General features: G+C 63.2%; 23 protein-coding genes. 3 read left to right on the top strand and 20 right to left on the bottom strand.

Translation table 11 applies throughout. The features are described from left to right. Positions 1 to 9 precede the first annotated feature (9 nt). Genes MF606_RS08025 through MF606_RS08010 form a run of 4 tightly spaced genes read right to left on the bottom strand, consistent with a single transcriptional unit; the run spans position 10 to position 4,037 of the window. Positions 10 to 1,062: a FecCD family ABC transporter permease gene (locus MF606_RS08025; protein WP_240233284.1), complete on the bottom strand. Its 1,053-nt coding sequence runs from the start codon at positions 1,060 to 1,062 to the stop codon at positions 10 to 12. Next, entirely contained in the window at positions 1,062 to 2,093 is a 1,032-nt protein-coding gene (locus MF606_RS08020; protein WP_240233283.1) for a FecCD family ABC transporter permease, read from the bottom strand. Before MF606_RS08020 ends, MF606_RS08025 begins: the two co-directional genes overlap by 1 nt. A 2-nt stretch (positions 2,094 to 2,095) precedes the next feature. Further along, positions 2,096 to 3,052, bottom strand: coding sequence for an ABC transporter substrate-binding protein (locus tag MF606_RS08015; protein WP_240233282.1), 957 nt, complete (start codon positions 3,050 to 3,052; stop codon positions 2,096 to 2,098). A 25-nt stretch (positions 3,053 to 3,077) separates the two neighbouring features. Continuing rightward, positions 3,078 to 4,037, bottom strand: coding sequence for an ABC transporter substrate-binding protein (locus MF606_RS08010; protein WP_240233281.1), 960 nt, complete (start codon positions 4,035 to 4,037; stop codon positions 3,078 to 3,080). A gap of 149 nt (positions 4,038 to 4,186) precedes the next feature. Here MF606_RS08010 and MF606_RS08005 point away from each other — a divergent pair, with 149 nt between their 5' ends. Next, positions 4,187 to 4,945 carry an SDR family NAD(P)-dependent oxidoreductase gene (locus MF606_RS08005; RefSeq protein ID WP_240233280.1) on the top strand — a complete coding sequence of 253 codons (759 nt, stop codon included), beginning with the start codon at positions 4,187 to 4,189 and terminating at the stop codon, positions 4,943 to 4,945. Positions 4,946 to 5,100: 155 nt separating this feature from the next. On the opposite strand, the gene MF606_RS08000 is transcribed toward MF606_RS08005, so the two are convergent. The 8 genes from MF606_RS08000 to MF606_RS07965 all read right to left on the bottom strand — a co-directional run bounded on the left by MF606_RS08000 (position 5,101) and on the right by MF606_RS07965 (position 15,826). Continuing rightward, on the bottom strand, positions 5,101 to 6,336 hold the full coding sequence (locus MF606_RS08000) for an SAM-dependent methyltransferase (RefSeq protein ID WP_240233279.1): 1,236 nt from the start codon (positions 6,334 to 6,336) through the stop codon (positions 5,101 to 5,103). Positions 6,337 to 6,360: 24 nt separating this feature from the next. Continuing rightward, the gene (locus MF606_RS07995) at positions 6,361 to 7,140 is read right to left on the bottom strand and encodes a DUF1365 domain-containing protein (RefSeq protein ID WP_240233278.1); all 780 of its coding nucleotides are present in this window, start codon (positions 7,138 to 7,140) and stop codon (positions 6,361 to 6,363) included. Continuing rightward, positions 7,125 to 8,459 (bottom strand): NAD(P)/FAD-dependent oxidoreductase, encoded by a 1,335-nt coding sequence (locus tag MF606_RS07990; RefSeq protein ID WP_240233277.1) that lies wholly within the window; start codon positions 8,457 to 8,459, stop codon positions 7,125 to 7,127. The genes MF606_RS07995 and MF606_RS07990 overlap by 16 nt, the downstream gene beginning before the upstream one ends. Positions 8,460 to 8,532: 73 nt before the next feature. Then, positions 8,533 to 10,323, bottom strand: a complete 1,791-nt coding sequence (gene recJ / locus MF606_RS07985) for a single-stranded-DNA-specific exonuclease RecJ (RefSeq protein ID WP_240233276.1) — start codon at positions 10,321 to 10,323, stop codon at positions 8,533 to 8,535. A gap of 191 nt (positions 10,324 to 10,514) precedes the next feature. Further along, on the bottom strand, positions 10,515 to 11,501 hold the full coding sequence (gene glpX / locus MF606_RS07980) for a class II fructose-bisphosphatase (RefSeq protein ID WP_240233275.1): 987 nt from the start codon (positions 11,499 to 11,501) through the stop codon (positions 10,515 to 10,517). Between the two features lie 36 nt (positions 11,502 to 11,537). After that, on the bottom strand, positions 11,538 to 12,878 hold the full coding sequence (locus MF606_RS07975) for a homoserine dehydrogenase (protein WP_240233806.1): 1,341 nt from the start codon (positions 12,876 to 12,878) through the stop codon (positions 11,538 to 11,540). A 537-nt stretch (positions 12,879 to 13,415) separates the two neighbouring features. Then, on the bottom strand, positions 13,416 to 14,384 hold the full coding sequence (locus MF606_RS07970) for an iron-siderophore ABC transporter substrate-binding protein (RefSeq protein ID WP_240233274.1): 969 nt from the start codon (positions 14,382 to 14,384) through the stop codon (positions 13,416 to 13,418). A 227-nt stretch (positions 14,385 to 14,611) separates the two neighbouring features. Further along, positions 14,612 to 15,826 (bottom strand): LL-diaminopimelate aminotransferase, encoded by a 1,215-nt coding sequence (locus tag MF606_RS07965; RefSeq protein ID WP_240233273.1) that lies wholly within the window; start codon positions 15,824 to 15,826, stop codon positions 14,612 to 14,614. A 419-nt stretch (positions 15,827 to 16,245) separates the two neighbouring features. Here MF606_RS07965 and MF606_RS07960 point away from each other — a divergent pair, with 419 nt between their 5' ends. Beyond that, positions 16,246 to 17,562 carry a glycosyltransferase gene (locus tag MF606_RS07960; RefSeq protein ID WP_240233272.1) on the top strand — a complete coding sequence of 439 codons (1,317 nt, stop codon included), beginning with the start codon at positions 16,246 to 16,248 and terminating at the stop codon, positions 17,560 to 17,562. 27 nt (positions 17,563 to 17,589) lie between these two features. Here the strand turns inward: MF606_RS07960 and MF606_RS07955 are convergent, their stop codons facing one another. The 5 genes from MF606_RS07955 to MF606_RS07935 all read right to left on the bottom strand — a co-directional run bounded on the left by MF606_RS07955 (position 17,590) and on the right by MF606_RS07935 (position 21,305). Continuing rightward, entirely contained in the window at positions 17,590 to 17,949 is a 360-nt protein-coding gene (locus MF606_RS07955) for a VOC family protein (protein WP_240233271.1), read from the bottom strand. 134 nt (positions 17,950 to 18,083) lie between these two features. Next, on the bottom strand, positions 18,084 to 18,725 hold the full coding sequence (locus tag MF606_RS07950; protein ID WP_240233270.1) for an SdpI family protein: 642 nt from the start codon (positions 18,723 to 18,725) through the stop codon (positions 18,084 to 18,086). After that, a complete protein-coding gene (locus MF606_RS07945; protein WP_240233269.1) occupies positions 18,722 to 18,997 on the bottom strand; it encodes a metalloregulator ArsR/SmtB family transcription factor in 276 nt (91 codons plus the stop codon). Before MF606_RS07945 ends, MF606_RS07950 begins: the two co-directional genes overlap by 4 nt. A 121-nt stretch (positions 18,998 to 19,118) precedes the next feature. Further along, positions 19,119 to 20,492: a dicarboxylate/amino acid:cation symporter gene (locus tag MF606_RS07940; RefSeq protein WP_240233268.1), complete on the bottom strand. Its 1,374-nt coding sequence runs from the start codon at positions 20,490 to 20,492 to the stop codon at positions 19,119 to 19,121. Between the two features lie 177 nt (positions 20,493 to 20,669). After that, positions 20,670 to 21,305: an SdpI family protein gene (locus tag MF606_RS07935; RefSeq protein ID WP_240233267.1), complete on the bottom strand. Its 636-nt coding sequence runs from the start codon at positions 21,303 to 21,305 to the stop codon at positions 20,670 to 20,672. Positions 21,306 to 21,436: 131 nt separating this feature from the next. On the opposite strand from MF606_RS07935, the gene MF606_RS07930 reads away from it, so the two are divergent. Next, positions 21,437 to 22,294, top strand: a complete 858-nt coding sequence (locus MF606_RS07930) for an NmrA family NAD(P)-binding protein (protein ID WP_420842244.1) — start codon at positions 21,437 to 21,439, stop codon at positions 22,292 to 22,294. 53 nt (positions 22,295 to 22,347) lie between these two features. On the opposite strand, the gene rpsI is transcribed toward MF606_RS07930, so the two are convergent. The 3 genes from rpsI to MF606_RS07915 form a co-directional block, all read right to left on the bottom strand. Beyond that, positions 22,348 to 22,830 carry a 30S ribosomal protein S9 gene (gene rpsI, locus MF606_RS07925; RefSeq protein WP_240233265.1) on the bottom strand — a complete coding sequence of 161 codons (483 nt, stop codon included), beginning with the start codon at positions 22,828 to 22,830 and terminating at the stop codon, positions 22,348 to 22,350. Between the two features lies 1 nt (position 22,831). Beyond that, positions 22,832 to 23,296 (bottom strand): 50S ribosomal protein L13, encoded by a 465-nt coding sequence (rplM, locus tag MF606_RS07920; RefSeq protein WP_240233264.1) that lies wholly within the window; start codon positions 23,294 to 23,296, stop codon positions 22,832 to 22,834. Between the two features lie 203 nt (positions 23,297 to 23,499). Then, positions 23,500 to 24,564 (bottom strand): COX15/CtaA family protein, encoded by a 1,065-nt coding sequence (locus MF606_RS07915; protein ID WP_240233263.1) that lies wholly within the window; start codon positions 24,562 to 24,564, stop codon positions 23,500 to 23,502. Positions 24,565 to 24,590 lie beyond the last annotated feature (26 nt).

The raw sequence follows: 24,590 nt of genomic DNA, 5'->3' as shown, positions 1-24,590 counted from the left end.
GGGACATTCCTAATTCACCCGCCCTGCCCGGTTGGATACCACAAGCAGCCAGAGCAGGAACAAGGCCCCGAACAAGCCGGTGACGACACCAACGGGCATCTGGATCTCGGGTAACGCGTGCTGGGCTACCAGATCGGAGCCCAGCATGACCAGCGCGCCGACCAGCGCTGCCTGCAAAAAGCCCTTCCCGCTGCCCGCGAGCAGGCTCCGGGCAATGGGGCCGGCGACGAAGGCGACAAAGGTGACCGGGCCGACGGCGGCGGTGGCAAAGGCGGTGTAGCCGACGCCGACCAGGATCAAGCCGAGCCGCACGATTTCGAGGCGGGCGCCGAGTGCCTTCGCGGTGTCATCGCCCAGCTGCAAAGCATCGAGCCCGCGGACGAGCAGGATGGTGGGCGGCAGCAGGATCGCCAAGGCGATAGCCAGCGGCAGGATATCGGCAGCGCTGGCGGCGTTGAGGCTACCCACAAGCCACGCCATGGCCTGCTGGACCTCGAACAGGCGTGCGCGGGTGAAGAGGTAGGATACGACGGCCGATAGCATCGCGGCCATGCCGATGCCGATCAGCACCACGCGATAGGCCGTTACGGTCCCGCGCCAGGCGAGCGCGTAGATGACCAGCGCAGTGAGGATCGCGCCGGCGAGCGAACCCACCGATACGGCGAAACCGGAGAGACCCAGCAGGATGATGCAGACGACCGCGGCGGCGCTGGCACCGTGGGCGATGCCGATAATATCCGGGCTCGCCAATGGGTTACGCAGGATCGTTTGGAAAATGATTCCGGAAAGACCGAAGGCCATTCCGGTCAGAACGGCCAGTGTGGCGCGCGGCAGGCGGACGTTGAGGACGATGAAGTCCACGCCCTTGTTGACCTCCCTGGTGAAGGGAGACAGCAGCGAGCGAACAATATCGGCCGGGGCGACAGGAAAATCGCCGAGATACATGGCAAGCGCGAATGTGAGCGCCAACACCACGAGCAGAGCGGTGGTCACGCCGAGGCGGCGGCTCGCCAGACGGTCGCGGATGCGCCGCACGTCCTGCGCTGCGTCGAGGCTGGCCATCAGAGCGTCGCCAGCTTGCGGCGGCGAACCAGCATGATGAAAAATGGCGCGCCGAGGAATGCGGTGACGATGCCCACCTGCACCTCGCCGGGCGGTGCGATGATGCGCCCGATGACATCGGCGCCCAGCAGCAGGATCGGCGCCATCAGCATGGAATAGGGCAATATCCAGCGATAGTTGGGACCGGTGATGGCACGGGCAACATGCGGCACCGTCAAGCCGACAAAGGCGATTGGGCCGGCTGCGGCCGTCGATGCACCGGCCAGAATAACGGCGGCGAGACCGGCAATGGCGCGTGAGCGGCCGACGTTCTGCCCCAGGGAACGAGCCACGTCTTCCCCCATGGAGAGGCCATCAAGCAGCCTGCCGCTGAACAGCGCGAGCACCATGCCGATGGCGAGGAATGGGGCGACCTGCACGAATATCTCCATGCCCCGGCCCGCCAGTGAGCCGACCTGCCAGAAGCGGACCTCATCGAGGGTGCGCGGACTGGTGAGGAGGATGGCGTTGACGACTGACTGCAAGGCGGCGGTCATGGCAGCGCCGGCGAGTGCAAGTTTGATCGGCGACGCGCCCTCGCGACCGAGCGACGCGACGGCATAGACAATGAGCATGGCAATGCCGGCGCCGATAAAGGCGAGCCAGACGTAAAGGCTCAACTGGCTGATGCCGAGCACCGCGACGCCGAGCACGACGAAGAGCGATGCGCCTGCGTTGATGCCTAGAATGGAAGGATCGGCCAGCGGATTGCGGGTCGCGCCCTGCAGTACCGCACCGGAAAGTCCGAGCGCGGCGCCGACGGCAAGACCAATCACCGTGCGCGGCAGGCGCAGATCCCAGATGATGCGGTGGTCGGTCGATGTTTCGTCATAGGCGGTCAGCGCGGTCCAGACCGTATCGAGCGTGATGGGCCGCGCGCCCTGCGTGATGGAGAAGAAGGCCACCGCCAGTACGATCACGACGAGCGCAAGCAGGCCGAGCGCCAGCGCGGCCCCCTTGCGGTAGTGAACGGCCGTGGTCGTGGCGGTCATCGTCAATCAGTCAGATTCTCATCGGCAGCCTCGACGACGGCCGTCAGCTTTTCCAGTTCGCCGGCATAGGCGTCATAGTTGCGCAGCCAATAGGCCGGCCATTCGCCGATGGCGCCGGCCTCGGCTGCCTTGATGGCGGTCCAGGTTGGCTTGGCCTCGGCATCGGCCCGGTTGGTGGCGACGCGGTTGTCGATCAGGATGATGTCCGGCTGGTACTTGTCAGAGTTCTCCCAGCTCACGGTTTCCCAATAGCCGCTATCGGGGTTGAGGTCGGTCTTGAGGAAGCCCAGGCCCCAATTCTTCAAGTCCATCAGCTCTGCCGCGCCTTCGGGTGCGGCGACCCAAAGGCCGTCATCGCCAGCCCAGATGGCCAGGGCGGTCATGTTTGGCTTAGCCTTTGCCGCGGCCGAGAATGCATCACGGGCCTGTTCGAACCTGGTTTTGGCCTCGGCTATCTCTGGAGCCGACAGGTCGGCACCGAGGCTCTCGGCCAGCGCTTCGTATTCCTCGATCAGCCCAACAACGCTGTCGAGCTGGGCCGGCCCAGTGACCGGCGCAAGGTCGCGGAGGGGACTACCTGGGCCCGTTACCGCAACGCCGCCGCCCCATTCATGGTCGAGCGGCCAATATTCGGCAATGACCAAATCCGGCTGGAGAACAGCGGCCTTCTCGATGTCGATCTCATTGTGGGCGACGCCAACCATTTCGATGCCGCTCAGATCGAGCCCCTGCAGGGCCTTGGAGTCTTCAGGCAAGCTGTTTGCAATGATGCCCACAGGCCTGATACCCAAGGGGATCAGCGCCGCAGCGGCGTCCTCGGTGGCGATGATGCGGGTGGGAACCGCTTCGAGCGTGATGGTCTCGCCTGCCCCATCGACATAGCTCCACGGCTCGGCCTGCGCCGTAACCGGTGCGGCCACGATGGTGGCGATCAAGACGGCCTTACGAAGCTGATGCATCATATCCTCCGTGGGCGCGAGCCCGTCAGTCGGTCAGGTTTTCATCTGCGGCGTTGATGGCCGCGGTAAGCTTGTCGAGTTCGGCGGCGTAGGCACCGTAGTTGCGCAGCCAGTAGGCCGGCCAATCGGTGACGGCGCCGGCGGCAGCGGCCTTCATCGTGGTCCAGGTGGGCTGGGCCAGCGCGGTTTCCATGGTGGCGGCCGAGCGGTTGTCGACCAGGATCAGGTCTGTCTGGTACTTGTCGGCGTTTTCCCAGCTCAGGTTCTCAAAGTAGCCGTGCTCGTCGATATTGTCGGGAGTGATGACGTCGAGCCCCCAATTGCGGAAGTCCGTCAATTCGGAGCTGCCGACCGGGGTGGCGACGTAAAGCGCATCGGCGCCGGCCCACACGGCCAGAGCGGTCAGGTTGGGTTTGGCCTCATTGGCGGCGATGAAGGCGTCGCGGGCGGCCTCGAACTTGGCCTTGTCTGATGTGGCGGCCTCGCTGGGCGCAGCGCCAAGGCTGGCGGCCAGCTCTTCGTAGTCTTGCACGATGCCGATGATCGACTCGCCAACGGTGACGCCGGTGATCTCTGCCAGCGAGGCGAACGGGCTCTGCGGGCCTGTCAGGTCGTTGCCCCCGCTCCATTCCTTGGATACGGGCCAGTACTCGGCGATGATGAGGTCAGGCTCGAGGGCGGCCGCCTTTTCGATATCGACCTCACCCCAGGCCTGCCCGATGATTTCGATGCCGGAAAGGTCGAGCCCCTGCAAAGCCTTGGCATCGGCAACCGGGCTATCGGCATAAATGCCGACCGGGCGGATGCCAAGCGGGATCAGGCCCGCCGCTGCGTCCTGGTGGGCGATGATCCGAGTCGGAATTTCGTCGAGAGCCACCGTCTTGCCCGAGCTATCGGTGAAAGACCACGGCTCGGCCGAAGCCAGGGTCGGCGCCGCCAGCATCAGGGCGACGACAGAAACGGGGCGCAGGGTCTTGAGGATCATGTCGGCTCTCGCAGCAACGGAAATCCCGCGTAACTAACGGCCCATAACATGATGGGTCAAGTCATGTTTGCATTGCACGGAAAAGCAGACACGCCCCGGATCGGCGATGTATGGGTTAGCCATCATCGTTCCGGATAGGTGGACCCGCCATGACGACGCAACCTGGTATTGCCTGGATCATCGGCGGCGGCTCGGGCATCGGTGCGGCGGTGGCGAAACTCCTCGCCCGGCGTGGCTGGATCGTCGCCATTTCGGGTCGACGGGCGGAAAAGCTGGCCGAGGTCGCGCAAGCCAGTCCCGCGATCCGCCCCTACCCCCTCGACGTCACCGATGACGAGGCGATCGTGCGTACCGTCGCGACTATCGCGGATGAGCTGGGGCGCATTGACCTCTTCATCTTCGGAGCGGCGGCGTGGCAGCCGATGAAAGTGGGCGACTACGCCTTCGACAAGTTCGCCAAGGTCGTGGACACCAACTATCTCGGCGTCATCCGCCTCGCCAATCCGGTGCTTGATCAGTTCGACAGGCAGGGCGGCGGGCATTTCGCTGTTATCGCCTCGGTGGCGGGCTATTTCGGGCTGCCGCGCTCGGCTGCCTATTCGTCGACCAAGGCGGGGCTGATCAATCTGCTCGAAACGATGCGGACGGAGCTGACGCCGCGCAATATCAAGGTGCGGATGATCGCGCCCGGCTTCGTGAAATCCGAACTGACCGACAAGAACGACTTCCCGATGCCGTTCCTGATGGAAACCGAGGACGCCGCTGAGCGGATCGTGGACGGGCTAACGAAATCAGACCGCTTCGAGATCGCCTTCCCGAAGCGGATGGTGTGGCTGATGAAGACGATACGGTGGTTGCCGTATCCGGTGTTCTTCTGGCTCACGGGGAAGATGCTGCCGAAGGAGTGAGGTACCATGTCGCCACGCCCACCGTCGTTCCCTCGGGCTTGACCGAGGCCGCTCCCAACACGGCACAAGCGGCGAGAGACCCTCGGATCAAGTCCGAGGGAACGACTGTGGGTGGGATAGTAGGTACCCGAGCAACGCTGCGGACCCCGCAAACCTCAAACCGGCTTGCGGTACTGATAGATCCCGACATCGATCGAGCCTTCGGTGAAGCCGGCCTCGCAATAGCTGAGGTAGTAGACCCACTTGCGGCGGAAATACTCGTCGTATCCCAGCGGCGCAATCATCGGCCAGCGTTCGAGGAAACGGTCGCGCCAGAGCTTGAGCGTCTTGGCATAGCTAAGGCGGAAGGTTTCGACGTTCTCGAGCACCAGGCCGTACTTGTCGCCGAATTCCTTCATCACCGTCTTGGTCAGCAGCATGCCGCCCGGGAAGATGTAGCGCTGGATGAAGTCGGGACCACTACGATAGCCGTCGAAATCGGCTTCGTTGATGGTGATGGCCTGAATGGCTGCCGTGCCGCCCGGCTTCAGGCGGTCATGCACGGTCTGGAAGTAGCTCGGCCAATTGTCTTCGCCCACGGCTTCGATCATTTCGATCGAGCCGATGTGGTCGAATTGGCCTTCGGTGTGGCGATAGTCCTCGAAAACCAGCGTCGCCAGGCCGTCGAGGTCTTGCCGCGCCAGCCGTTCCTGGCCGAACTTGAGCTGTTCGGCGGAAAGCGTGATGCCGCGCAGGTTGGCCTTGTAATCGCGGGCGACGGTTTCGGCGAAGCCGCCCCAACCACAGCCAATTTCGAGCACCGAGGAACCCTCGGTAATGCCGGCCATATCTGCGACACGGTGATACTTGGCGCGCTGCGCTTCCTCGAGGCTTTGATCGCCGGAGGTGAACACAGCCGAGGAATAAGTCATCGACGGGTCAAGCCACTGGCCGTAGAAGTCGTTGCCGAGGTCGTAGTGCTCGGCGATGTTCTTCTTGGAGCCTTCGAGCGTGTTGCGGCGCGACAGGTGGTAGTGCAGATCGCCAGCCGCCTTGCGGAAAAAGCCGGGATTGGCGTTCTCGAACATGTCGCGGTTCTGCAGGAAGAATCGGAACAGCGCCGTCAGGTCATCGACCTCGACATCGCCATTCATATAGGCGGATGCAAAACCGACCGTGCCGCGCTGCATGGCCTCGGTCAGCACCTTGAAATTGTTGAGCCGCAGCACCGCATGCTCGCCGGTCGATGGCGAGCCGACGGTCCGGGTGCGGCCATTGGGAAAAATAACTGTCAGCGCGCCGTGACGTGGCTTACCAAGCATCGCAACGCCAACGCGTTCGACGAACCACGACGCAAGACGAGTCCACGGCGTAACGCCGGTATTGCTGTTTTCTACTGCTGTCTTAGTCATTGGGCTGGAGAATCCAACTGATCGCTAGGCCTGGCGGCGGCCCTTGAGCTTTCGCCTGAATTTAAGCGTCGGCGGCACACCCTTGAGCCATAAAAGCAGCGCTTCAAAGTGTATGCCCCCCACCACTTTAGCTGCCATAAATGGATATGCAAGCAGCAGTTTCAAGAGCGTAGCGTCGGTCAGCGGACGCCTGTTTCCCTGGAAATATGCTGTCAGCAGCCCCCCTTCCCCAGTCGAAAGCGTGATACCCAGAAACACATCTTCATCCGGCGGGCGGATGGAGAATCGGTAGCTGCCATCGAGGGTATTAAAGGGCGAAACGAAGAACGCTTTCTTGGCGTCGTGGCTGATTTCTGGGCCGCTGCCAGCAACCGCCGCCTGGTAGAAATGGTGCTCACCAAAGGTATTGCTGACCTCGTAGACGAGGAAGCGCGTCTGGCCCGCGGCGTCCTCACAGAAGTAGACGGTGATGGGGTTGAAGGCGAAGCCGAAGATGCGGGGATAGGCCAGCATGCGGATGCGCTTCACGTCGCCGACGCCGGCCGCTGCGGCCTTGCGGCGAATGAAGGCGGCGATGCTGCTGCCGTCGCGCGGGCCGAAGTCTTTGATGAAGAGCGAAACAAGGTTGAGTCGATTCAACGAGAAGAGCCGCAACTTCTCATCCAGTGATTCAAGCTGGTCGAGATCGACGAGCATCGAGAAAACCCGGTAGCGCAGAGCGTGACGCTTGGGCCGCGCGCGCTTGTGCACGACATCGCCGACGTAGATCGCGCTGAGGGTGTCCGGGTTTATTCCGCCGCCCACAGGACCTGCTCCCCTTCGTCCCAGTTATGCGCGATGCGGGCGCGCGGCTGGGTGACCTGCCATGGCCGTTGCACCGAGCCGATGCGCTCGGCGACTTCGAGGCCCGATTGCAGGCCGTCTTCGTGAAAACCGTAGCCCATCCAGGCGCCGGCGAACCAGGTGTGCTGGACTCCCTGCACCTGCCAGAGGTCGTGCTGGGCCGCGATGGCGCGCGCGTCGAACAGGGGATGCTGGTAATCGACCTCATATTGCACACTGCCCAGCGCGAAGGCACGATGCGGGTTCAGCGTGACGAATATGTTCGAGTTGGTGGCGAGCGGCTGCAGCCGGTTCATCCAATAGGTGAGGCTGAGGGCGTGTTGACCCTCGGCCCCGCGCAGATAGTTCCAGGATGACCACAGGTGCTTGCGGCGCGGCATGAAGCTGGCGTCGGTATGCAGCACGGCGTGGTTGGTGGTGAAGCGGAAGGCGCCGAGGATATTGCGCTCGGCGTCGCTGGGGTCGGCGAGCAGTGCCAAGGCTTCATCGGCATGACAGGCGAACACCACCTGGTCGAAATGGCGACGACTGCCATCGGCCATGAATATTTCGACGCCGCCGCTGTGGCGGACCACGGTGTGGATCGTCGCTCCGGTGACAGCCTCGAAACGGTGCTTGTCAGCAATGCGCGTCACGTACTCCCGCGAGCCGCCCCGCACCGTGCGCCAGGTCGGGCGATTGCCAACTTGCAGCAGGGAATGGTTGGCAAAGAACTCGATGAAGGTCTTGGCCGGAAACTCCAGCATGCCGCGTGACGGCGTGGACCAGATAGCTGCCGAGATCGGCAGAATGTGGTCTTCGATGAAAACGCGGGAATAGCCGAAGCGGTCGAGAAACTGCGCGATCGAGAAGCCATCCGGGCAAGTGGCGACCTGCCGTTCCGCCTCGCGGAAAAAGCGCAGGATATCGCCAACGAGCTGCCAGTGTTCGGGACGGACGATATTGCGGCGCTGGCCGAAAAGGCCGTTGAGATGCTTGCCGGAGTATTCGCGACGCCCCTCGGCGATTGAAACGGCAAAGCTCATGCTCGAGGGCGAAGTCGCGACCCCGAGATGATCGAAGAAGGCCGTGAGATTGGGGTAGTTCTGCTCGTTGTAGACGATGAAGCCGGTATCGACCGCGACCTTGCCGTCCCCTATGCGCGCATCGATAGTGTTGGAATGCCCCCCAAGCCGGTCGCTTTTCTCGAACACCGTCACGGCGCTGCTTTTGGAGAGCAGCCAGGCGGCTGAAAGTCCGGCAATTCCAGAACCGATCACGGCGATAGTCGGGGCAGTCATGGTCGGGCTGGTCTCCGTCGGGCCATATCTTGTCGTGAAGGCAGCAACGGAACGGAGCGGCAGAAAGTTTCTGCTAGGCCTTGGGCTTGGCCAGGTCGGTCAGGCGGAACTGCACCTGTTCGCGGCCCTGGTAGTGATCGATGGAGAGCGAGCCGGCAAAATGGAACGCGGAATCGGCGTCGCGTAACAGCGCGTCGCCGATCGCGGTGTTGGCAGCACGGAAGGCGATGGCCTTGAGCCTGGCGCCGTCTTCCGAGGTCAGGGCGAAGCTGACATGGCCGCCCTTGCCCACCACCTGAGCGAACTTCGCCCGATGCGCGGGAAAGGCAAAAACCGGTCCGGGATTGCCGGCGCCGTAGGGACCGGCCCGTTCGAGGTCGCGGACCAGGTCGAGCGTTGCCCCGCGCGCCGTCAGCGCCGCATCCACCGGCAATGCGGTGGCAGCACGGGCGGTGGCGACGTCGCCGGATAGCGCTTGGGCCAGGAATGAGCGGAACGGGCCCAATTGTCCCGCCTTGATGGTTACGCCGGCCGCCATGGCATGCCCGCCGCCCTTGATGATAAGCCCGGCTTCCAAGGCTTCAATCACGGCGCGGCCGAGATCGACGCCGGGCATGGACCGACCCGAGCCGGTGCCGGTGCCGTCGGGCTGGAGAGCGATGGCGAAGGTCGGCCGTTCGAAGCGCTCGCGCAGGCGCGAGGCGATCAGCCCGGCAACGCCGGGATGCCAATTGGCCGACGCCAGGACAAGCACCGGCGGCCCCTCGCCCATGCCGATTTCCAGCTCGGCGACTGCTGCCGCTTCCTCGACAGCTTCGACTTCGATGCGTTGGCGTTCGCTGTTGAGCTCGTCAAGGCGGGCGGCGATGGCGAGCGCCATATGTTCGTCGTCCACCGTCAGTAGCTCGGTGCCCAATGCGGCGTTGCCGATACGGCCGCCGGCATTGATGCGAGGGCCGATGAGAAAGCCGAGATGGTATGGGTTAATCGGGCCGCTGAGGCGCGCCGCCAGTGCCAGAGCGGCGATGCCGCGATTGTCGCCCCGCCGCGCCACTTCGAGGCCACGCACCACGAAAGCGCGATTGAGCCCCACCAGCGGAACGACGTCGCAGACGGTCGCCAACGCCACCAGATCCAGCAGCTTGAGCAGGTCGGGCAGGCCGGTGTCGCCGCGCTGTCGCAGCGCCCGGTTGACGGCGACGAGAACCATGAAGGTGACGCCGGCAGCGCAGAGATAGCCTAGACCGGAAATGTCGTCGGGACGGTTCGGATTGACCAGCGCGTTGGCGTCGGGGAGTTCATGGTCGGACAGGTGGTGGTCGATCACCAGCACATCCGCGCCGCGCGAACGCGCATGGGCGATCGGCTTGTCGCTGGTGGTGCCGCAATCGAGGGTGATGACGAGCCTCGCACCGGCATCGATGAGCTTGTCCATCGCCGCGACGTTGGGCCCATAGCCCTCGAAGATGCGGTCAGGAATATGCACCTGGGGTTCGATGCCGAAATGGCGGAGATAGCGCGTCATCAGCGCGCAGGAGCAAGCGCCGTCAACGTCGTAGTCGCCAAAGAGCGCGATTGACTCATTGTCGGCGATTGCCTGTGCCAACCGGTCGGCCAGCGCATCCATCGCCGTCAGCGTCGAGGGGTCCGGCATCAGACCGCGGATGGTGGGTTCAAGGTATTTTTCGGCATCGTCGAGGCCAACGCCGCGGGCGGCGATGATGCGGGCCAGGATTTCGGAAATGCCCGATCGCTGGGAGATCGCCGTCGCTGTCCGCGTGGTCATAGCGTCCAGTCGGTCAGTCCATGCCCGGCCGGTAACCGAGCGGGAGACGTCGAGGAATGGTCGCGGGGCAGCCAGCATGGGGTGAGAGGTAGGCGATTTGGCCTGTGGTGGGAAGGGCGGGCAGTGATCCGCACATGCAAACAACTCGATCGTCACCCTCGGGCTTGACCCGAAGGCACTCTACTTCGCTCCACTTTCAGCGCGTGAAGGGTCCTCGGGTCAGGCCCGAGGGTGACGCGGGGTGGATGCGGCGAGCAGCGATGTGCGGGCTACCGCGCGTGCTGCGCCTTGATCCAGCGGACGGTCTGGCTCCAGCTGCGCATGACGATGGTGCTGGTCTCCACCGAATTGCGGCGCAGGCGGATGCCGTCGAGCAGGGTGCCGTCGGTGACACCCGTGGCGGCGACGAGGACGTCCCCGGCGGCCAGTTCGGTCACGTCGTAGATTCGGTTGGGGTCTTCGATGCCCATGGCGCGGGCGCGCTCGCGCTTTGGCAGGGTATCGAGGATAAGCTTGCCCTGCATCTGACCGCCGATGCAGCGCAGGGCTGCGGCTGCCAGCACGCCCTCGGGGGCGCCGCCGGAGCCGAGATAGATGTCGATGCCCGTGTCTTCGGTATTCACCGCGTGAATGACGCCGGCAATGTCGCCGTCGCTGATGAGCTTGACCGCAACACCGGTGGTGCGCAGCTCCTCGATCAGGCCGGCATGGCGCGGGCGATCAAGCACGATGGCGGTGATCTCGCTTAGCGGCACGCCCTTGGCCTTGGCCAGGGCCTTGACGTTGTCGGTAGCCGACCAATCGATATTGACCGTCCCCGGCGCATATTCGGCGCCGATGGCGATCTTGTGCATATAGACGTTGCGCGCGACGTTCAGCAGCCCACCGCGTTCGGCCATGGCCAGCACGACGATCGAATCGGGCTGGTTCTTGGCGCAGAGAGTGACGCCCTCAAGCGGATCGACGGCGATATCGACCTCGGGCCCCTCGCCTGCCCCGACCGCCTGGCCGATGAACAGGTTCTCGCACTCGTTCTCTTCGCCCTCGCCGATGACGATGCGGCCGGCGATCGCGACGCGATCGAGTTCTGCCTTCATGGCGAGCACGGCGGCCTCGTCGGCGGCCTGCTCGTTGCCCTTGCCGCGCCATTCGGCGGCGGCGATGGCGGCGCGCTCGGTGACGCGCACTAGCTCAAGTGTCAGGCTGCGGTGCAGGTGCGCGGGGCTTTTGGCGCCCTCGGCCTTCGATAATTTCATATTTCCTCCCGGAGCCTGACTTGCCCCGGTGGGGTATCAGAGCGTTTCGATCCGGATCAACTGCGGTTCGCCCACGATAAACCCGTCGGCTGCGATCTGCGCAAGCGATTCACGTACGGCTGATTCCAAAGTCTGTTGAGTGATCATGACCACGGTGCGCGTCGGCGAACCGTCTGGCGCCACTGCCTTAGCGCTCAAATCCGACCGCTGAATGACAGAGTCGATGGAGATGCCGCGCTCGCCCATGCGGGTGGCGATCGCCGCCAGAGCGCCAGGGACGTCCTTGGCATTGAGCCGGATGTAATAGCCGCCATCATGCGGACGCATCGGGGCCTGCTTGTAGGGCAGCAATTCCTCGCTCGGCACGCCCAACGGCGGCACGCGGGTGCCGCGGGCAATGTCGAGAATGTCCGACAGTACCGACGAAGCCGTTGGCGGGCCACCGGCGCCAGGGCCTGCCAGCAGCAGTTCGTGGACGTGGTCGGTCTCGAGCGCCACGGCGTTCATCACGCCATCGACGCCGGCAATGGCACTGCCCTTGGGCACGAAGGTGGGGTGCACGCGCTGCTCGATGCCTTCATCGGTGCGCTGCGCAATACCCAGCAGCTTGATCTTGTAGCCAAGCTCGGCGGCGACCTTGATGTCATGCTGGGTGATCTTGGAGATGCCTTCCACCCGGATCTTGTCGGGCGCGATCTCGTAGCCGAAGCAGAGCGTGGCGAGGATCGACAGCTTGTGCGCCGTGTCAAAGCCCTCGACGTCGAAGGTCGGGTCGGCCTCGGCATAGCCCAAGGCCTGCGCGTCCTTCAGGCAATCGGCGAAGCTGATGTCTTCGTTGCCCATGCGGGTGAGGATGTAATTGCAGGTGCCGTTCATGATGCCGAACACCTTGGCGATGCTCGCTGAGCCCAGGCCCTCACGCAGCGTCTTGATGACGGGGATGCCGCCGGCCACGGCGGCCTCGAAGCCAAGCTGAGCACCAGAGTCTTCTGCTAGTCGGGCCAGCACAACGCCATGCTTGGCCAGCAGCGCCTTGTTCGCCGTGACCACAGGACGGCCGATTTCGAGCGCGGCCTTGACCGCAGCGAAAGCCGGGCCGTCCTCGCCGCCGATCAGCTCGACGAACAGGTCGATGCCATCCGACTTGGCCAGGGCCACGGGATCGTCGAACCAGTCGAGCCCAGAAATATCAATGCCGCGGTCGCGGGATCGCGAGCGCGCGGCAACGGCCGTCACGACGAGCTGGCGGCCCAGTTTTTTGGTGAGTTCATCGCCATCCTTCTGCAGGATGCGCACCAGCGTCGCCCCGACATTGCCGAGGCCCGCTACGCCAACGCGAAGCGGCGGCAGCGATGCGCCATCACCGAAATCCTGCATCGCCTTGAGGATGCGCGTGCGCGTATCCGAGCGCGGCTCACGCCCTTCCCGCAGGTCGAACACGAACAGCGGGTCGCCCGCAACGGTGCGGCCAAACCGCGTGGGCGTCCAGCCACGGGCGGAGATGAAGGTTTCAACGGCTTGGCGGAAGGAAGCGATATCACTCATGGTGGCGCCATCTGCATAGGAATGTGCCTAGCCGTCAATAGGAGTTTGGTGGCGGCGCGCGAAAGCGCCGCCTGTGATGCGGTTGTCATATGGACGCATGCCAAGGGAGCAGCGAGGACGGACCCCGAGACGACTTTCGCCCCGCAAGTATTGTTTAGTGAGACGATTGCCGTCTCGGGGTGCCGGTTTTGGAACGGTATCGCGGCGGACTGCGGACGCTCGCCGCAGCCGACCGATACCCGAACCTGCGCGCCAGCGAAGGCGGCACGGCGCCCTCCACCACTGTTCGCCTGCAGGCCGCCCGCGTGGAGAGATGAGAGGAGTATAGAGCGGGTTTGGGGGGGCGGGGATAAAATGGAGGTTGCCGAGCTACTCGGTGACACTGGCGGCGGCGGCGCCGAGGACTTCGAGGTAGCGCGGCAGACCCCAGCGCAATGAGAGCACGCTGGGCGGCGAGACTGCGGCGACATTTTCTGTGCCGACCAAGGCGGCGAGGCCGCCATTGACGATGGGCGGATAGGTCTGCGCCTGCGGGGTCGCGAGCCAGGCGTCAAGCGCGGACTGTTCTTCGTAGTAGGTGACGAAGATATCTGCCTCGAGCTGGTCGAACAGTTCGTAGCTCAGCGGGTAGTAGAAGGCATCGTCGCCGGGGGCGAGCATGGCAACGCTGGGGTTCATCACCATGCCGAAATTGGTGAGGAACGTCATGCGGGCGTCCAGCGGGGCGTAGACGGCCATGGAACCATCGTAGTCGTTGGCACTGGCGAAGGTGACCTTGGCGAGCGCAGGATATCTGGCGAACTCGGCTTCGACCCAAGCGGTGGTGTCGGCGACCAGCGCCTCTGCCTCGGCTTCCTTGCCCAGCGCCCTGCCGACAATTCGGGTCAAGTCCTGCCAGGAGGTAGACCAAGGCGCGCCGGTGTAGGCGATGGTCGGCGCAATGCCGGACAGCAGCCCATACTGGTCCTGCGTGATACCGGAATAGGCGGCGATGATGAGATCGGGCTTGAGAGCGGCAATCTGCTCGAGAGGCGGTTCGCTGGAGGCATCGAAAATAGTGGGCGTTTCCGCGCCGGCAGCCTCAAGCGCCTGCTCTACCCAGTCATGGATGCCGTCCTCGCCGCCGCCATAGGACTGGAAGGGAATGCCGACTGGGATCACGCCCAGCGCGATAACCGCATCTTCATTGCCCCAGCCCCAGGTCACGATGCGCTGTGGCTCGGCCTCGATGGTCGTCGCTCCCCAGGCGTGATCGAGCGTGACCGGAAAGGCTTGCGCAAAAGCGGCCGGCGTTGCGAAGGCCAGCGGAAAGGCGAGGGCGAGAGTACGAGCGAGCATGACGCACCTGATTGTGGAGACGGCTCTCCATACAAAAGGTGAGTTCATGTGTCATGTATTATTTGGGCGAGGGCAAGCCTCTTCCCTTCTCCCCTTGAGGGAGAAGGGACCCGAAGGGCGGATGAGGGGTGCGGCGGCGTCCACGGGAATCCAAGCATGGGACGGCGAAGACCCCTCACCCTCTCCTTCCGCTGGACGCGGAAGAACGTCCCTCTCCCAGAGAAGCTCTACCCGACCAGCGGAACCACGTTCCCTGCCCCGGTTTTCGAGCCAAGCAGCTTCTTGATATTCCGTGCCGCCTGGCGGATGCGCTGTTCGTTTTCGACGAAGGCCAGGCGAATGTACTGATCGCCGTATTCGCCGAAGCCGACGCCCGGAGCGACGCCGACGCCGGTTTCTTTGATCAGCAGCTTGGCAAATTCGAGCGAGCCCAGATGGGCATACTGCGCCGGGATCGGGGCCCAGGCGAACATGGTCGCCTTTGGCACCGGAATGTCCCAGCCGGAACGAGCAAAGCTCTCGACCATGACGTCGCGGCGATGCTTGTAGATCTTGCGCACTTCGTCGATCACGTCGTCTGAACCATTGAGCGCCGCAGTGGCCGCGACCTGGATCGGGGTGAAAGCGCCATAGTCCAGATACGACTTCACGCGGGCCAAAGCGGCGATCAGGCGTTCGTTGCCGACGGCAAAGCCGACACGCCAGCCCGGCATGGAATAGGTCTTGGACATCGAAGTGAATTCGACGGTGATGTCGATGGCGCCGGGCACCTGCAGCACCGATGGCGGTGGCGCTTCCTCGTCGAAATAGATCTCGGAATAGGCGAGATCGGACAAGATGAAGATGTCGTTGGCCTTACAGTACTTGACCACCTCGGTGTAAAAATCGAGGTCGGCCGTGTAGGCGGTCGGGTTGGCGGGGTAGTTCAGCACCAGCGCGATCGGCTTGGGGATCGAGTGGCGCACGGCGCGGTCGAGCGAACGCAGGAAATCCTCGTTCGGATCAGCCGGCATGGAGCGAACCACGCCACCGGACATGATGAAGCCGAAGGAATGGATGGGATAGGTCGGGTTCGGCACCAGCACCACGTCGCCTGGGGCGGTGATGGCCGAGGCCATGTTGGCGAAGCCCTCCTTGGATCCCAGCGTCGCGACGATCTGGGTATCGGGATTGAGTTTCACCCCGAAGCGGCGGCCGTAATAGCTGGCCTGGGCCTTGCGCAGACCGGGAATACCACGCGAGGTCGAATAGCGGTGGGTGCGGCCGTCTTTGACCGTTTCCTGCAACTTTTCGACGATGTGCTGCGGCGTCGGCATGTCGGGATTGCCCATGCCGAGATCGATCACGTCGACGCCTTCGGCGCGCGCCTTGGCCTTGAGCGGGTCGATATGGGCAAAGACGTAAGGGGGAAGGCGGCGGATTTTGTGGAAGTCTGCGCTCATGATTTCCTCGACGGTCCCCTCGGGAACCTGGACTGGCCGCGACGCGCACCAAGCGCCACGCCTCTTTTGGAGGCCGTGATTATCGCGGAATTATGGTTGTGAACGGGTTAAACGGCCTCCGGAGAGGCGCTTTCGTGATGTTCGGCTCTTCCCGGCCCGGTCGCGGGCCACGCGGGAAGAGCTAACGGGCGTTTGCGCCCGCCGCTGCGAAGGCGGCCGCCGACACGAAATTGCCGGCGAGCGAAGCTCCAACCAATGCAAATGTGTACAGGGACGGCATGTCTCTTGCCCTTCAGAAGCGTATTTTGTAATGAAATCGGCTATCGATAAGGCCGTTCATAATTCCTAGCCGGGGTATTGTAAATGGTCCGAGGGACGCCAACCTTCGGCTCCATGACGGCGTATGGTGAGGTTTGACTTTGAAGCGCATTGCCCTCGTCACGATCGGCACGCAAGGCGACGTTCAACCCTATCTGGCTCTCGCCATCGAGCTCAAGGAGCGCGGCTACTCGGTCGTCCTTGGCGCTTCGGAAGAATTCCAGGGCATGGTTGAAGGCTATGGAATCGAGTTCCACACGCTCGGCCCGTCCATCCAGTCGTTCCTGACCCAGCAGCGTTTCGAGAACGCGATGAGCCAGTCCATGCTCATCAACGGCCCGTCCCTGCTCCGCCAGGGCCAGCAGATCGTCGATACGGCAGCGCGGCACGCCTGGCATATGTGCCAGGGCGCCGACATGCTGATCCTCAACATGAATACCAGCTTCGGCATCGACATTGCCGAGGCGCTGCACATCCCCGCCATCATGGTGGCCTTGCAGCCGCTCAACTCGACCAGCGAATTCCCGCTCTGCATCTATTACGGTGCCGATTTCGGTCCGGCCTTCAACAAGCTGACCTACACGGCGATGACCGTGCAGCAGATCTACTACAACCTGCCGCGCAACAAGTTGCGCCGCGAGCTGATGGGCCTGGATGCGCGCAAGAAGGGCGGCTTCTTCCGCAATACCGATGGGACGTCGCTGACCACGCTTTACGCGTACTCGCCAGTCGTCTCCCCGCGCCCGCGCGATTGGCCCAAGAGCGCCATCGTCACCGGCTATTGGAGCCTCAAGGATCGCACCGACTGGCAACCTTCCGAGGCGTTCCAGAAATTCCTCTCCGAGGGCGAAGCGCCGGTCTATATCGGCTTCGGCTCGATGCCGTTCGGGGCTGAGCGCAATACCAAGATTTTGAAGGAAGCCGTCGCCATGTGGGGCGGCCGCGCCGTCGTTGCGCGCGGCTGGGGCGGGATCAATCCGCAGGACCTGCCCGACACCATTTTCGCCATCGAGAAGGCCCCGCACGACAAGCTGTTCAAGTATGTGTCAGCGGTGGTTCATCATGGTGGCGCTGGCACGACTTCGGCGGGGCTGCATTTGGGCCGCCCCACCTTCGTCGTGCCGCAGACCGTCGACCAGCCCTATTGGGGCCGCCGCGTCTATGAGCTCGGATGCGGACCAAAACCCGTGCGCCTGCGCAAGCTGACCTCGGAAATCCTGGCCGGCGCCCTCGCCGATCTGTCGACCAACGAGGACTACCGCCGCAACGCGGCCGATGTCGCCGAAAAGCTCCATACTGAAGACGGCACCGACAAAGCCATCAAGGTGATCGAGCGCGTCATGGCCAATTATGTGCCGCGGCTGCCCAAGGCGAAAAAGGTCAAGAAAATCAGGCCGGCGCTGAAGCTGGTCGGCTGACCTGCCCTATGGCCGGCCGTCAGTAAGCTAACCTTCGGCCTGACAGACGATTTCGAGATTGTTGCCATCCGGGTCGATCACGAAAGCGGCGTAGTAGGTCGGTGTGTAGTCCCGCATACCCGGCGCGCCATTGTCCTTGCCGCCATTGGCCAGCGCGGCGGCGTAAAATGCATCCACGACAGCACGATCGTCGGTCTTGAAGGCCAAGTGGATGTTGGAGCCTCCCTTTTCATCGGCGCCGATCCAGAAGTCGGGATACTCGCGGCCGAAACCGGCCGTACCAGGGTATTCCATCATGACCGCGTAGTTCATCGGCGCCAGCGCCGCCTTGTAGAACGCGATCAGGGTGTCAAATTGCGCAGTGCGCAGGCCGATATGGTCAAGCATGGGACGTCTCCGGTTATGAGCGCAGTTGTGGTGCCATGTGCTGCTGACAGAGTATGGCATGAGCCAGCTGACAAACGCGCGGGAAACAAAAAGGGAGGCTTTCGCCTCCCCTCTCATTCGGAGGCCAACTCGCTTCAGCGGCCGCGCGGCCTTCGGTAGCTATAGGCCACGCCCAGCGCGGTCGGCACGACCACGGCGATGAGAACCCCGCCTAGCAGAACGATCGCATCGCCGGTCAGCAAGACGGTGATGACCAGCAGGCTACCGGCCACCATCATCGCCAGCCCGGTGAAGCGGTGCGTCGCGACCCAATTGGCTGGATCGGCCAGCGTCGGCGCTAGCCGGATGCCGCCATAGCGATTGGGTTGCGACTTCGGCAGGACGTTGCCAAGCACGATCAGCAGGGCCGCGACACTGAGAGCCGCGACGCGGACCATTGCCATGTCGAAGCGCAGCACCAGCACGATCTGAAATGCGAGGAACATGGCTAGCAGAAGCGGGACAATCGCCTCGACGACGTGGCGCCCACCAGCCAGGCGCTCGGGCCGCGCAAAGCGTCCAATGGCCCAGAACATGAGCAGCAGGAGCAGACCAAGCCCGGGCATGATGAGCAGCGCGTCATTGCGCTGGGCGAAGCGGTCGGGCTGACCGAACATGTCCCAATGCACTGGAAGAACCGCATCAGCGGGCAGGCTCACGAAGCCGGCGATAGTCGTCACGGCGAGCAGCGCCAGGATCAGATGGTTGAGCGGTGTGAAGACGCGTGGCTTCGTCATTTGTCGTCGTCCTTCAATGAGAGCAAGCCTGCCAGCGCCTCCTCGAGGATACTGGCGTTGAGGTGGTAAATCAGGCTCGTGCCCTGGCGCTCCACCACGACCAACTCTGCTTCCTTGAGCTTGGCGAAATGGACCGAGAGGGTCGGCCGGCTGATATCGAAATGTTGCGCGAGGTCGCCGGCGCTGAGCGGTCCAGCTTTGAGCAAGGCCAGCACCTTGCGGCGCGCAGGGTGCGAAAGCGCTTCAAATACTGTGTTGATCCCCACGGTCATTCCTTATTTCGTTCAAACGCTAATTAGCTAACACACTAATTAACGTCAAGACGAAATAATGAAGCGGGCACAAAAAAGGGGAGGCTTTCGCCTCCCCTTTTCGTTGGATGCTGTTGGGGCCCTATTGAGCTGGAACGGCCTCAGCGGTGTCTAGAGCCTCGATGCTCTCGCCGCGGTCATAGGCGGCCTGATCCAGTATGCCTTCGCGCTTGGCGACGATGGTCGGGACGAGCGCCTGGCCCGCGACGTTGACCGCTGTACGGCCCATGTCGAGGATCGGGTCGACCGCCAGCAGCAGGCCGACGCCTTCGACCGGCAGGCCCAGGGTGGAGAGGGTCAGGGTCAGCATCACCGTTGCGCCGGTGAGGCCGGCCGTCGCGGCCGAGCCAATGACCGAGACGAAGACGATCAGCAGATATTCCTGAATGCCGAGCTGGATGCCGAAGAACTGGGCGACGAAGATCGCCGAGATCGCCGGGTAGATGGCGGCGCAACCGTCCATCTTGGTCGTAGCGCCAAGCGGCACGGCGAAGGCGGCGTATTCACGCGGCACGCCGAGGTTCTGCTCGGTGACGCGTTCGGTGAGCGGCAGGGTGCCGATCGACGAACGGGACACGAAGGCGAGCTGAATGGCCGGCCATGCGCCCTGGAAGTAGCGGATGGGGTTGAGGCCATGCGCCTGCAACAGCACCGGGTAGACGACGAACAGCACGAGGGCCAGGCCGATATAGATGGCGGCGGAGTACCAGCCGAGCTGGGCCAGCGCATCCCAACCATAGACGGCGACGGCATTGCCGAGCAGACCGATGGTGCCGATCGGGGTCAGGCGGATCACCCACCACAGGATCTTGTGCACGATCTTGAGGAAGGAGCGGTTGAAGGCCAGGAACGGGTCAGCCGCAGGGCCCACCTTGAGCGCGGCAATGCCGACCACGATGGAGACCACGAGGATCTGCAGCACGTTGAAATTGAGGCTGGTGGTCGCACCGCTATCGTTGACGCGGGTCGATGCCTGCAGGCCCAGGATGTTGGACGGGATCAGGCCCTTCAGGAAGTCGAGCCACGAACCGCTGGAGGCCGGCGCCTTGGCGGCCTCGGCGGCAACGGCGGTGTTGAGGCCCGGCTGGATGATAAGGCCGAGCGCAATACCGATGGCCACGGCGATCAACGCGGTGATGGCGAACCACAGCAGCGTCTGCCAGACCAGCTTGGCGGCGTTGTTGAGCTCGCGAAGATTGGCGATCGAGGCGACGATGGCGGTGAACACGAGCACTGGCACCAAAGCCCGTAGCAGCGAGACAAAGGCGGAGCCAATGGTCGACAGCGTCTGCGTCAGCCAATTGGCATTGCCGGCAGCGTCCGGCCCCATCTGGCGGGCAACAAAGCCCAGCGCCAGGCCGATGACCATGGCGGCGAGCACCTGAAAGCCGAAGGTGCGATAGAATGGCTTGGGCGCGCGTGGCGGCCGAGCAGCGGAAACAGTGGTGGGAGACATCATTGACCTGCAAATTGACGCGACATTCGCCCAAGAATTGAGCGCTCCGCCGCGAAATTAGCCACAATGTACGCCTGTCCGGCAAGAATCGCTGCGTACGGATTTCCGTTTCCACAGGGACGGAAGAAATTTTCTCTTCCGTTCAGCGCGTTCGCGGCAATTGCATGCGAGTGCGCGTCAGGAGCGCGTGAGCAGGGTTGCGAGTGCCGCCACGCCAACAGGCACGAAAGTCGCCGCGATAAAGGCCAGCACCAGCAGGCCCAGCCCGACGTCCTGCCAGGCCAGTGCCAACAGGCCGAGGCCCGCCAGCCCAAACATCAAACCAGTCACGCGATGGACGATCCGCCAGGCGCGATCGGTCCCGACCGGCCAGGGCATGCGAAGCCCGGCATAAGTATGCCTCTCGGCTTCGAACAGCACGACACCGAGCAGCAACAGGGCCACGCCCAGGGCAAAGCCGGTGACGCGAACGAAATCTAGGTCGGAGCCAATACCCGTCAACAGCAGCCCAAGTTGGCTTGCCCCGACCACGAGCATCAGCAGGGTGAGCGCAGGATCAAGAATGTGCTGGGACTTGGCATACTGATTTTTGGTGAGCGCGCGACCAAGTGCAAAGAACGCTCCTAGCAAACCGAGCTGAGCCAAGGGTGCAACGATCAGCGCGACATCACGCGGCCAGAGCCAGTCCGATGTGCCGCCGGTCCAATGCGCGGCATAGAAGTAGTCGGCAGGAACGCGGAAGAACGCAACACCCGTGATGGCCACGGTGACGGTCAGCAGCAGCAGGTGGAAGCGGGTGGTGAGGATTTGCATCAAGAGGTATCCGGCAAGTCAGCCAGATATAGGCAGGCGGAGCCGATTGGGAAGACCGAGCGGCCTCTACTGACAGGATGTGACACACCGCCCCCACAGGTTACCGCTTTCACAAAATAGTAGAACGGAGAATGACCGTGTTCATCATTTTGGGCGCCGGCGGCAATATTGGATCGCAGGTGGTAAAGTCGTTAAGCGAAGCGGATCAGCCCGTTTTGGCCGTCGTTCACAGTGCCGAAAAGGCCAAGGCGCTGGAGGGCGGCGCTGTCGAAGCGGTCGTCGCCGACGTCAACGACAGCGCGGCCTTGCGCAAGGTGTTCCAGCGCGGCAAGCGCGCTTTTCTGCTCAACCCGCCCGGGAACGTCAGCGCCGACAGCAACGCGGCAGAGCTGGCGACATCCAAATCCATCACCGATGCGCTGAGCGATAGCGGGCTCGAAAAGATCGTGGTGGCATCGACTTATGGTGCGCGGCCGGGCGACGGCATAGGCGATCTCACAACCCTCTACGACTTCGAGCAGCGCGCCAAAGCGAGCGGCATCCCCACGGCCATCGACCGGGGCGCCTATTATTTCACCAATCTGGCAATGCTCGCGGAGCCAGCCAGCAAGGGCACCCTACCCGCCACGTTCGCCGCAACGATGGAGCTGCCCATGGTGGACCCTGCCGATCTGGGCGTCGTGGCCGCCGAGCGGCTGCAAAGCGCGCTGGACGATGTCGGTATTGTCTATGTCGAAGGCCCCGAGCGGTACACGTTCGGCGATGTGGCTGCTGCCTTTGCGCGGCATCAGGGCCGGGACGTGGTCGTGAAGACAACGCCGCGCGAACAGTTGGCGGAGAGCTTCAAGGCGATCGGATTTTCGGAGGTGTCGGCGGAGGCCTATGCCCGGATGACCGAGGCGACGATCGACGAGACAGATCTGCCGAAATTGCCCCGCCGCGGGCGCATTACGCTGGACGCCTACATTGCCCGCTTGACCAGGGGCTAAGAAAGCCGAGGGGCCGGTTTCCCGGCCCCTCGCAAACTTCGAAACTGAAACGCTTAGCGCTTCGAGAACTGGAACGAACGACGGGCCTTGGCCTTGCCGTACTTCTTGCGTTCGACGACGCGGCTGTCGCGGGTCAGGAAGCCGCCCTTCTTGAGCACAGGGCGCAGCGCCGGCTCGAAATAGTTCAGAGCCTTGGAGATGCCGTGACGAACGGCACCGGCCTGACCGGAGAGACCACCGCCGGCAACAGTGACGACGACGTCGTACTGGTCGGTGCGTTCGGTCGCGACGATCGGCTGCTTCACGATGAGCTGCAGAACCGGGCGAGCGAAGTAGGTGGCGAATTCGCGGCCATTGATGGTCACGGTGCCCTTGCCCGGCTTGATCCAGACGCGTGCAACGGCGTTCTTACGCTTGCCGGTTGCGTAGGCGCGGCCCTGGGCGTCGAGCTTCTGCACGTGCACCGGAGCGGTGTTGACGACAGGAGCAACAGTCGAGGTGCCGAGCTCTTCGAGGGAGTTGATGGTTTCGGCCATATTACTTCACCCGCGCATTCTTGGAGTTCATCGCAGCGACGTCCAGCTTGGCCGGGTTCTGCGCTTCATGGGGATGCTCGGCGCCCGAGTAGACGCGGAGGTTCTTGAGCTGAGCACGGGTCAGCGGGCCGCCCGGCATCATGCGGCGAACGGCGTTCTCGAGCACGCGCTCGGGGAAACGGCCTTCGAGAATTTCACGAGCGGACCGGTCCTTGATGCCGCCGGGGAAACCGGTGTGCCAGTAGAACTTGTGCTGGTCCAGCTTGCGGCCGGTCAGCTTCACCTTGTCGGCATTGATGACAACGATGTTGTCGCCCATGTCCATGTGGGGGGTGAAGGTCGGCTTGTGCTTGCCGCGCAGGCGCGACGCAATGATCGAAGCAACGCGACCCACAACGAGGCCGTCGGCATCGATGAGGATCCACTTCTTTTCGATCTCGCTCGGTTTTGCCGAGTAAGTGCTCATGCTTGAATTCCCTAGATTCTTGGGGCTTGCAGCCTTCATCCAAGGAAGAAAGCGGCGTGTTCGGCCGGTCGTGTATGGGGGATTCCGCAAGGCGTCAAGGGGGTTGATTTTATCATGAAAAATCAATGAGTTATGGTCGCGGTATTATATTACCGCCTATATCATCATTTCGTAGTGTCATTCCGGCAGGACAGGTGCAGGACCTACCGCCCTGCCCGCACCATGTCGGCAATATAGGCGATCGTCACGCCCGCGAGCATGAAGGCCAGCGCCTGGTGGCCTACGGCCAGCGAAATCGGCACTGCATGCAACAGGGTCATGATACCGAGAGCCACCTGCAGCAGGACCAGCACACCCAGTCTTGGCAGCCAGCCATGCACGTGCCCGAAGCCGCCGCTGCGGTACTGCCGCCAGGTGATGACGGCAAGATAGGCGACGATTACATAGGCAATGCCGCGATGGATGAATTGCACCGTCAACGCGTTCTCGAACAGGTTGCGCCACAGGGGCTGCATGATGCCGAGGCCGTTGGGGATGATGGCGCCGTCCATCAATGGCCAGGTGTTGTAGCCCATTCCGGCATCGAGACCGGCAACGAAGGCCCCTGCCCCGATCTGGATGATGATCAGCACCAGCAGGATGCTGGCGGCCCAGAGATGGAATGGACGGACCTGGCCACCGACGCGGCCCGGTTCCAGTGATCGCGGCACATAGATCAGCGCGATGAGCAGCAGCGAGGCGGCGGTCAAATGCGCGGCCAGCCGGTATTGGGAGACCGAGGTCAGCTCGGTCAGGCCCGACGAAACCATCCACCATCCGAGCAGGCCCTGGAAGCCACCCAACAGGAAGAGACCGAACAACGGCAGAGCCAGCTTGGGCGTGAAGCGCTTCTGCACCAGAAAAACCACGAAGGGTGCGAGAAACAGCAAGCCGAGCAGGCGCCCGAGCAGCCGATGCAGGTACTCCCAGAAGAAGATGTACTTGAAGTCGTCGAGGCTCATCCAGGAGTTGACGACCTCGTATTGCGGGATCTGCTTATAGGCGTCGAACTCGGCCTGCCATTCGGCATCGCTGAGCGGCGGCAAGGTGCCCGAGATCGGCTTCCAGCTCGTGATCGACAGGCCGGATTCGGTGAGCCGCGTGATGCCGCCGACCACCACCATCAGCAGCACAAAGGCGGCCATGGCGTAGAGCCAGATTCGCACCGGCCGCAGGCGGTCCTGGGCAAAGCTGGTCTGGCTGAGTGCGGCGTTTTGGACGGAGTTCACGGCAGTTTCCCGGTGTCGATCGGCGA

The sequence above is a fragment of the Devosia lacusdianchii genome, from assembly GCF_022429625.1.
In the GTDB taxonomy this organism is placed as follows: domain Bacteria; phylum Pseudomonadota; class Alphaproteobacteria; order Rhizobiales; family Devosiaceae; genus Devosia; species Devosia lacusdianchii.
Note: the sequence above shows the minus strand (reverse complement) of the source record. Positions and strands in the feature narration are given on the sequence as shown.

Coding starts and splice junctions, on each gene's coding strand:
- MF606_RS08025 (WP_240233284.1), bottom strand. CDS start 1,062: ATGGCCAGCCTCGACGCAGCGCAGGACGTGCGGCGCATCCGCGACCGT.
- MF606_RS08020 (WP_240233283.1), bottom strand. CDS start 2,093: ATGACCGCCACGACCACGGCCGTTCACTACCGCAAGGGGGCCGCGCTG.
- MF606_RS08015 (WP_240233282.1), bottom strand. CDS start 3,052: ATGCATCAGCTTCGTAAGGCCGTCTTGATCGCCACCATCGTGGCCGCA.
- MF606_RS08010 (WP_240233281.1), bottom strand. CDS start 4,037: ATGATCCTCAAGACCCTGCGCCCCGTTTCTGTCGTCGCCCTGATGCTG.
- MF606_RS08005 (WP_240233280.1), top strand. CDS start 4,187: ATGACGACGCAACCTGGTATTGCCTGGATCATCGGCGGCGGCTCGGGC.
- MF606_RS08000 (WP_240233279.1), bottom strand. CDS start 6,336: ATGACTAAGACAGCAGTAGAAAACAGCAATACCGGCGTTACGCCGTGG.
- MF606_RS07990 (WP_240233277.1), bottom strand. CDS start 8,459: ATGACTGCCCCGACTATCGCCGTGATCGGTTCTGGAATTGCCGGACTT.
- recJ (WP_240233276.1), bottom strand. CDS start 10,323: ATGCTGGCTGCCCCGCGACCATTCCTCGACGTCTCCCGCTCGGTTACC.
- glpX (WP_240233275.1), bottom strand. CDS start 11,501: ATGAAATTATCGAAGGCCGAGGGCGCCAAAAGCCCCGCGCACCTGCAC.
- MF606_RS07975 (WP_240233806.1), bottom strand. CDS start 12,878: ATGCAGGATTTCGGTGATGGCGCATCGCTGCCGCCGCTTCGCGTTGGC.
- MF606_RS07970 (WP_240233274.1), bottom strand. CDS start 14,384: ATGCTCGCTCGTACTCTCGCCCTCGCCTTTCCGCTGGCCTTCGCAACG.
- MF606_RS07965 (WP_240233273.1), bottom strand. CDS start 15,826: ATGAGCGCAGACTTCCACAAAATCCGCCGCCTTCCCCCTTACGTCTTT.
- MF606_RS07955 (WP_240233271.1), bottom strand. CDS start 17,949: ATGCTTGACCATATCGGCCTGCGCACTGCGCAATTTGACACCCTGATC.
- MF606_RS07950 (WP_240233270.1), bottom strand. CDS start 18,725: ATGACGAAGCCACGCGTCTTCACACCGCTCAACCATCTGATCCTGGCG.
- MF606_RS07945 (WP_240233269.1), bottom strand. CDS start 18,997: ATGACCGTGGGGATCAACACAGTATTTGAAGCGCTTTCGCACCCTGCG.
- MF606_RS07940 (WP_240233268.1), bottom strand. CDS start 20,492: ATGTCTCCCACCACTGTTTCCGCTGCTCGGCCGCCACGCGCGCCCAAG.
- MF606_RS07935 (WP_240233267.1), bottom strand. CDS start 21,305: ATGCAAATCCTCACCACCCGCTTCCACCTGCTGCTGCTGACCGTCACC.
- MF606_RS07930 (WP_420842244.1), top strand. CDS start 21,437: ATGACCGTGTTCATCATTTTGGGCGCCGGCGGCAATATTGGATCGCAG.
- rpsI (WP_240233265.1), bottom strand. CDS start 22,830: ATGGCCGAAACCATCAACTCCCTCGAAGAGCTCGGCACCTCGACTGTT.
- rplM (WP_240233264.1), bottom strand. CDS start 23,296: ATGAGCACTTACTCGGCAAAACCGAGCGAGATCGAAAAGAAGTGGATC.